The organism is Streptomyces sp. O3, from assembly GCF_054788135.1.
The window spans coordinates 65,688-71,716 of record NZ_JBTVYK010000039.1; the positions used below are offsets into that span (position 1 = coordinate 65,688).

The window sequence follows — 6,029 nt, forward strand, 5'->3', positions numbered from 1 at the left end:
TGTGACACCAGGCACCAGGAAGGTTCCATGCTGCCTATACCGGTCAGCCACCGACGTCGCCGAAGTGAAATCCATGACGAGTTTGGCGGGAACAGACAGAAGGGAATCACCCCAGCCACAAAGGCGCAGCACGAGCTGATGCTCTTCAGCAGCCATAAAGCTCCTCGCCTTTACGGTTACGTCGACGACTGGGGAGCCGACGGCTACTATCACTACACCGGCGAGGGGACTGTCGGCGACCAACAGATGACCGGCGGCAACCTCAGCATCCTGAAGCATCGTGAGGACGGCCGACCACTCCACGTATTTCGCCCCGTATCGTCAGGCGTTATCGAACACCTCGGCGAATTCACGCTCGCCGAGGAAAATCCTTGGTACCGAATGGACCGCCCAGACAAATTCGGCGAGACACGCAGCGTCATCACCTTCCGCCTCAGTCAAGTCTCGCGGCCCTCCACCCACACGCCTCCAATCTCGCGTCATCCCACACAAACCACAGTCGAGGACGTAGACATCGAGCAGCGTGTGACCGAGCGCTCGACTGTGGGCGCGCAGCCGCCACGAGAAGCAGAGCGCCGTGAATCACTCCTCGTTCAGCGGTATCGCGACCACCTCAAGCGTCGCGGACTAAACGCCACCAGAAAGAAGATCACCCTCGCCAACGAGCGCACCACGCTCCATACGGACCTCTACGTACCCGAGCGCAACTTCCTCATCGAGGCCAAAGGAACTGTCACCCGCGATGCCATCCGCACGGGAATAGGGCAACTCTTCGACTACCAGCGATACATAGCCCCACTCCCCGCACTGGGCCTACTCCTCCCAAGCCGCCCCCGTCAGGACATGCTCGATCTATGCGCCGCGTTGTCCATCACGAGTATCTGGGCCGAGGAAGACTCGTTCATGCGCACCACCACCCCGACACCAGGGGAACTACGCGAGGAAGAGGACACAGGCGCCTCCTGATCCTCGCGGGCCAGACGTAAGGGCTCGCGCCTCGCGCGGCTCGGTTGGTTAGGGTGCGGCGATGAAGACGGTGATGGTGAGCGCGCCCGAGCTGGATGAAGGGTTCGTGGGCGAGGTGCAGCAGGTTCTGGGGGATCTGGTGCGGGGCGGGGCCGCGTTGGGGTGGGTGGAGGCGCCGTCGGTGGAGGAAGTGGCGGAGTTGCTCGGGCGGGTGCGGGGCGCGGTGCGGGACGGGGACGCGGCGCTGCGGGTCGTGTACGTGGAGGGGCGGCTCGCCGGGCTCGGGTACTGGGTGCGGTACGCACGGCCCACGCATCGGCCGCATGCCGACCTGGAGAAGGTCGCCGTCGCCGAGTGGGCTCAGGGGCGGGGCATCGGGCGGGCGTTGACCTCGGCGCTGGTCGAGGACGCTCGGGCGGCGGGCGTCGAGGTGCTGACCCTCGACGCCCGTGGGGACAACGAGCACGCACTGCGGCTCTACCGGGCGTTGGGGTTTCGTGAGTACGGGCGGCTGCCCGACTTCGTGGCCGTGGGTGAGCGTCGGTACGACAAGGTGTTCTGCATGGTGGATCTGCGCGACTAGGAGCTGCGCGGCTGGAGGCAGGACGCCGCGGGGGGGGCTGTCCGGCAGGATCCGCCGGACAGCCCCCTGGGCCCGAGGAGGGCTCAGCGTTTGAGCGTGAAGGTGAAGTCGTCGGAGAGCTTGTCGCTCAGCCGGACCGCCGAAACGAGGCTTCCCTCCGTGAGCAGTCGCTCGACCTCGGCCCGTGAGAGACCGCAGCCGTCGGCTATCAGCCGCGTCGGCCGGACCGGGATGCGCGCCGCGAAGCGGACCGATACGTCGATCGCCTCGCGGCCCAGGTGATCCGATCCGCCGGTGTCAAGACGCCACGCGCCGTCCCAGTCGAGGGCGAGGCGATTGCGGCGCCGGACGGCCGGATCCTGGAGCAGCTCAGCCGCCAGGCCGGGGTCGTTGCCGTGCAGCCGGTCCAGTAGGGCGGGTCGTACAGAGCGCACGTTCCTCCGCTCCAGGACCGTGAGCTTGGCGGTCTCCCCGCACGCCGTACAGAGCGCGAGGAGCCAGGCGTCGATGAGCTTGTGGTGGGCGTTGACGCGAAATCTGCCGTTCGGCCGCAGGCGCGTGGACGCACACGCGTGGCAGCGGCGGAGAACGAGCGGCAGGCAGGTGGGCATGACCAGCCAGTTATTGAGCACAGAAATACACCAGTTTCGGTGAGAAGTCCGCAGCGGAAAGCAGCGCGGCGCATATGCGCGACGCGCGAGGAGATCAGCGCTTGGGAGGTCTCACACGGTGTACAACGGCACGTCCTTGACTAGACGACTCGGTCCGCCCGTACGGTAGTAGCGCGCATCGGCACTGTTCCACCGGTTTTCGTACGTCGTGATCGTCTCGGAAGGGAACCGCGTTGCCCACCACAGGCCCACGCCCGTCCCGCCGCACCGCACTCGCTCTCGCCGCCGGTACGGCGGTCTCCGCGGCCCTGCCACTCGGCGGCGGCACGGCGCACGCCTCACCCGGCGGGTACGGCGTCACCGCACGCCTGCGGGAGCTCGAGCAGCGGCACTCCGCCCGTATGGGCGTGTTCGCCCACCACACGCGCACCGGCAGGACGGTGACGTATCGCGCGGACGAACGCTTCCCGATGTGCTCCCTGTTCAAGACGATCGCCGCCGCGGCCGTCCTGCGCGACCTCGACCACGACGGGGAGGTCCTGGCCAAGCGCGTCCGGTACTCCGCCGCGTACGTGGAGAAGTCGGGCTACTCCCCGATCACCTCCGAGGCCGAGCACCTCGCCGACGGCATGACCGTCGGGGAACTGTGCGACGCCGCCCTCCGCTACAGCGACAACACCGCGGGAAACCTGCTGCTCCGCGAGCTGGGCGGGCCGACCGCCGTCACCCGCTTCTGCCGCTCGGTCGGGGACGGCAGGACCCGGCTCGACCGCTGGGAGCCGGAACTCAACTCGGCGGAACCATGGCGCAGGACCGACACCACCACCGCCCGCGCCATCGGCCGGACCTACGCGCGCCTCACGCTCGGCGACGCGCTCGCGCCCGAGGACCGGGAGCGGCTCACCTGCTGGATGCTCGCCAACACGACCAGCGCCCGGAGGTTCCGCGCCGGTCTGCCCGCCGACTGGCTCCTCGCCGACAAGACCGGCGGCGGGGCGTACGGCGGCAACAACGACGTGGGCGTCGCCTGGCCGCCGGACGGTGCGCCGGTCGTGCTGGCCGTGCTGACGGCCAAGCACGAAAAGGACGCGCCAGCCGACGATCCGCTGGTGGCCGAGATCGCCGCGCTGCTGGCGGCTGAACTCGTGTGAGGCAGGCGGGAGTCCGTGCGGGGATCCGTGCGGGGTTTCCCGTCTGGATCCCCTGGGAGAGTGCCTACGCGTTCGACATCCAGACGCCGATCATGACGAACACCGAGAGGAGCATCGAGGAGAGCATCCACACCAGCGACGGCGTATGCGGCTTGACCTTGATGTCCGGGTTCTGTTCCTGCTTCAGGATGTCGGCGGCGACCCACTTCTTCACCGGGACGATGCCGATGAGGAAGGCCAGCAGGCAGGACGCGTACAGGTAGAGGGTGACGGAGAGGGAGAAGCCCTTGGCCAGCGCGGACGCCATCAGCGTTCCGCCGAGGACGAGCGGGATGAACGAGACGCTTCTCTTGCCCTTCGGCGTCGGCATCGACCAGCGCATCAGGGCGATGTGGAGCACGGTGACGATCGCGGCGACGACGCCCCAGGCGTAAGCGGGCAGCGACAGGAACAAGGCCGACGGTCCTTCCGGGGCGGAGCGCGGTGCGGGTGCGCGCTCCACCCTATGCGCGCCCGAACGCGCGCCCCGCCCCGGATCGGACACGGCTACCAGGGAGTCAGGGCGTCCCAGGTGTCGCTGACCGCCTCGCCGATGGTGTCCGTCGCCTGGTCCCACTTGGTGGTGAAGGCGCCCAGGGCCGGAGAGATCACTTCCTGCTGGAGGCGTGCGGCCAGGACCGGCGCGGAGCGCAGTCCGTCCCAGGCCTCGTCGACGAGACCGGACACGCCGCCGAACTTGGTCCACGGGACGCCGCCGGTGAAGACGCCGATCGCGACGCCGAACGCGGAGGTGAGGAACGCCTTGGACCCCCAGCCGTCGGTGAAGCCGGTGATGATGGCGCTCGCCCCGCCGGTGATCAGCGAGACCGTGCCGAAGAAGGCCCCGGCCGCCTCGCCGAACGGCGGCGGCACCAGCAGCGACGCCGCGGCCAGGCCGCCGGTGACGGTGGAGACGGCGGACAGGGCGTTGGCGACCTCCTGCCAGTCCTCCTTGTCGCCGCCGAGGAACGTCTCGCCCGGCTTGCACGTCTTGTCGCTGTCGGACGTGTCCGCCGGGTCGGTGCCCTCTTCCCGCTCCTTCCGGGCCTTCTCCGCCCGCTCCTTCGCCGCGGCCGCCAGTTCGGCCTTCCGCTTGGCGGCGGCGATCGAGCGCGCCTCGGACGCGGCGGCGGCCGCCGTCTTGGCGTCCTTGCCCGCCTGGAGCGCGGACTTCCGGGCCGCGTTCGCGGACGCCTGCGCGTCGATGGCCGACTGCACGGCCGAATCCGCCGACGCGCTGGCCTGGTTGGCGGAGTAGTTGGCCCGCCGGGAGGCCGAACGGGCGGTCAGGGCCGCCTTCTGCGCCGTGGCCGCGGAGGCCTTGGCCTCCTTCGCGGACTGCTCGGCGGCGTCCGCGTTCGCGTCCGCCCGCTTGGCGTGCGTGGCGGCCTGGACGGCGGACTTCTCCGCCGCGTCGGCCCACTTGAGCGCCTCGTCGGCCGCGTTCTTCGCCTCCGCCGCCGCCTTGTGCGCGTACGCGGCGTCCGTCACCGCGTCCTGCGCGATCCTCGCGGCGTGGGCGAGCGAGGCACGGATGGCGGCGATGTGGGTGGCGGCGTCCGCGTCCAGCTGCACCATGCGCGGGTGGATGGTGGTGACGAAGTCCCGGAGCATCCACGCCGGGCCCTCCAGCGCCACCTGCGCGGCCATCTTGGTGTACGGCCCGGCGGTGTCGAGGATCTTGAAGGCGGCGACGGTGTCGTCCTGCTTCTGCGCCGCCCCGTACTTGGTGGCGAAGAAGTCATGGACGGCCTGGGCCGAGCCGTCGGCCAGAGCGTCCTCGGCGGCCTGCTTGACCGCCTTGCCGGGGTTCTTGCCGAGTACGCGGAAGATCGCGGCGGTGTTGTCGGTCTTGGCCGCCTCGATCATGCCCCCGCTGAGGAAAGCCGCGGGGGCGCCCTCGTCGGTGGACTCCAGAGCCCGCTGGACGCCGTCGGCCACATCGGCCGTGGAGATCCGGCCGATGTAGAGGGCGGTCTCCCGGTCGTCCTGGTTCTGCGCGATGACCCGGTCGGTGTCGACCCAGGCCAGGATCGCCTGGTCGTCGCCGGCCGCGGCGAACTCGGCCGCCTCGCGGGTCCAGGTGCCGTGCGAGGTCAGCAGGTTGAGGCAGGCCTTGCGGCCCTCGGCGACGGCGGTCGCCTCGTCGCCCGCCTGAAGCGCCTTCTCCGCACTGGCGATGAGGTCGCGGGTGGCCGCGTCCTGCGCCTGCTTCTGGCTGAGCTGGTCGCGCGCGTTCTCGATGTCCTGCTTCTCGAGCGCGGCGAGCCGGGCGGCCTCGTCCAGGCCCTGCTTGGTGTGCTCGGCGATCTTCGCCTGCTCCGCCTCGCGTGCCTGCTGCTCCACCGCCTCGGCGTCCTTGACGGCCTGCACGGCCTCGTCGGCCGCCTCCTTGGCCGCGGCGGCGTACTTGGCGGAGCGGTTGGCGTGGTCGACGGCCTCGCCCGCGTGCGCGGCCGCCTCGTCCGCGGCGTCGGCCGCGTTGTCGGCGTGGGTGGCCGCGGAGTTGGCGGCGTCCCGTGCCGCCCTCGCCGCGGTCGCGGCGACGGCCGCCAGCGACCGGGCGGAGGAGGCCGCCCTGGAGGCCCGTGCGGCCTGGGCGTCGGCCTCGGCGGCGGCCGCGCGGGCGGCGGCGGCCTCCGACTTCGCCACCCCGGCGGCGGTGGCTTATACACATCT

At 70.4% G+C, this 6,029-nt stretch carries 6 protein-coding genes; 3 read left to right on the top strand and 3 right to left on the bottom strand.

Features of this window, described 5'->3' with window-relative positions:
• Positions 1–138: 138 nt before the first annotated feature.
• Entirely contained in the window at positions 139–966 is an 828-nt protein-coding gene (locus tag ACX6XY_RS20430) for a restriction endonuclease (protein ID WP_460332586.1), read from the top strand.
• 73 nt (positions 967–1,039) lie between these two features.
• On the top strand, positions 1,040–1,549 hold the full coding sequence (locus ACX6XY_RS20435) for a GNAT family N-acetyltransferase (protein ID WP_460332608.1): 510 nt from the start codon (positions 1,040–1,042) through the stop codon (positions 1,547–1,549).
• 83 nt (positions 1,550–1,632) lie between these two features.
• Here ACX6XY_RS20435 and ACX6XY_RS20440 read toward each other — a convergent pair whose 3' ends face one another.
• Positions 1,633–2,181 (bottom strand): DUF1062 domain-containing protein, encoded by a 549-nt coding sequence (locus tag ACX6XY_RS20440; protein WP_460332588.1) that lies wholly within the window; start codon positions 2,179–2,181, stop codon positions 1,633–1,635.
• 212 nt (positions 2,182–2,393) lie between these two features.
• Between ACX6XY_RS20440 and bla the strand changes: the two genes are divergently transcribed.
• Complete coding sequence (gene bla / locus ACX6XY_RS20445; RefSeq protein WP_460332590.1) at positions 2,394–3,311, top strand: class A beta-lactamase; 918 nt, start codon at positions 2,394–2,396, stop codon at positions 3,309–3,311.
• A 64-nt stretch (positions 3,312–3,375) separates the two neighbouring features.
• On the opposite strand, the gene ACX6XY_RS20450 is transcribed toward bla, so the two are convergent.
• A complete protein-coding gene (locus tag ACX6XY_RS20450; protein WP_460332592.1) occupies positions 3,376–3,765 on the bottom strand; it encodes a hypothetical protein in 390 nt (129 codons plus the stop codon).
• A gap of 92 nt (positions 3,766–3,857) precedes the next feature.
• Positions 3,858–6,002 (bottom strand): coiled-coil domain-containing protein, encoded by a 2,145-nt coding sequence (locus ACX6XY_RS20455; protein WP_460332594.1) that lies wholly within the window; start codon positions 6,000–6,002, stop codon positions 3,858–3,860.
• Positions 6,003–6,029 lie beyond the last annotated feature (27 nt).

Bases quoted from the DNA above. Each gene is read 5' to 3' on its own strand.
- ACX6XY_RS20430 (WP_460332586.1), top strand. From the start codon at position 139: ATGCTCTTCAGCAGCCATAAAGCTCCTCGCCTTTACGGTTACGTCGAC.
- ACX6XY_RS20435 (WP_460332608.1), top strand. From the start codon at position 1,040: ATGGTGAGCGCGCCCGAGCTGGATGAAGGGTTCGTGGGCGAGGTGCAG.